The 1766-nt window shown below is 44.1% G+C and carries 2 protein-coding genes; one reads left to right on the top strand and one right to left on the bottom strand.

Annotated elements, in window-relative coordinates:
• Window positions 1-221: 221 nt before the first annotated feature.
• Entirely contained in the window at window positions 222-872 is a 651-nt protein-coding gene (pyrE, locus tag B4033_RS00400; protein ID WP_071320154.1) for an orotate phosphoribosyltransferase, read from the bottom strand.
• Between the two features lie 40 nt (window positions 873-912).
• Between pyrE and B4033_RS00405 the strand changes: the two genes are divergently transcribed.
• On the top strand, window positions 913-1731 hold the full coding sequence (locus B4033_RS00405) for an exodeoxyribonuclease III (protein WP_286831061.1): 819 nt from the start codon (window positions 913-915) through the stop codon (window positions 1729-1731).
• The last annotated feature ends 35 nt before the right edge of the window (window positions 1732-1766 follow it).

The following is a 1766-nucleotide window of genomic DNA, read 5'->3' on the forward strand; positions in this document are numbered from 1 at the left end:
CTTTCCTTGTATTTATCTATTGTTATTCTTGTGTGGAACCTCCTGTTCCTGTTAAAGCTATCATAGGAAATTTCCACTATTCAAAACAGCCGCAAAGTGCTGGAATTGATGTAAGCCAATGCTTACAAGAATAGACAGAGATAATAAATTTCAAATGTTTAGCAAATTGAACATCTACAAAAAAAGGAAGCTCAAGCTTCCTTTTCTATGCCAATCTAGGCTTAGATCCCATATTTAACACGGTAATCTTCCATTTTCGCCAAAGCTGCTAGGTCGCCTTTCGCTTCCAGATAGTCCATTAAATCTTTCATGGTAATTAAGGCATGTACAGGAATCTCAAGCTCTTGCTGCACTTCCTGAATCGCAGACAGTTCGCCCTGACCTTTTTCCTGACGGTCTAATGCGACCAGCACACCCGCGATTTGCGCACCGGCATTTTTCAAGATGGTGACCACTTCACGAATTGCAGTACCTGCTGTAATCACATCATCAATGATCCAGACTTTTTTACCTTCTACAGCAGCACCAACAAGTACACCACCTTCGCCATGATCTTTGGCTTCTTTGCGGTTAAAGCCCCAAGGCACACTCACGCCATGATTTTGCGATAATGCAACTGCGGTTGCCGCCACAAATGGAATACCTTTATATGCAGGACCAAAGATCACTTCAACATTGTCACATTCAGTCAGTTTTGCTGCATAGCCAGATGCCAGGCCAGTCAACGCTTCGCCATCATTCAGCAAACCTGCGTTGAAAAAATAAGGACTCACACGACCTGATTTTAAAGTAAACTCACCAAATTTAAGCACACCGCGTGATAATGCGAGTTCGATAAAAGCTTGCGGGTTAAACTGAGCTGGCGTTGACATGAGGTGCTCCTAAATCCATTAATTAAGGTAAGACTTGCGCATGATACCAAAGAGTAGCTATCCAGGTGATCAAAAAATTCTTCGTGTCGTTTCAATTAATGTCAACGGCTTACGTTCATCCGTGACCAAAGGTCTGCTGGAGTGGATGGAAAAATCTGACGCAGATGTGATTTGTATGCAAGAAAGCCGGATTACCCATGCGCAGTGGACCGATAAATTTAAACCTGAAGGCTGGTATACACACCTGTTCCCGGCTGAACGTCCAGGTTATGCCGGTACCGCCATTTATAGCCGCCTGCCTTTTGTTTCTCTGACCGATGGTCTGGGCTTTGAACTGGCAGATTCTCAAGGCCGCTTTATTGCTGCCGAATTTGACTTAGGTTTAGAGAAAACTGCACATATCTGTTCGCTGTATCTGCCATCCGGTTCATCGGGTGATGAAGCACAGGCGCGTAAAGATCATTTCCTGGATGAATATAAAAAGATCCTGAAACAGTGGCGCGATGAAGATAAATCTATCATTGTATGTGGTGACTACAATATCGTGCATAAACGTATCGACATTAAAAACTGGTCAGGTAACCAGAAAGCCTCTGGTTGCTTGCCACATGAACGCGCCTGGCTGGATCACATCTATGATGAGCTTGGTTATGTCGATACTTTCCGTGAAGTACGCAAAGAAGCTGAGCTATACTCATGGTGGTCGAATCGCGGCCAGGCCCGTGCCAAAAACGTAGGCTGGCGGATTGATTATCAAGCCTGTTCACCCGACTGGAAAGAGCGTACCGTAAATGCCTGGGTGTATAGAGATGAATGGTTTAGTGACCATGCTCCAGTAATTATTGACTACAAACTTTAATTCAACAGATAAACTCAGTGAACAATTGTTCACTG

It is taken from the genome of Acinetobacter sp. UBA3132 (assembly GCF_002364825.1).
GTDB classification, from domain to species: Bacteria; Pseudomonadota; Gammaproteobacteria; order Pseudomonadales; family Moraxellaceae; genus Acinetobacter; species Acinetobacter schindleri.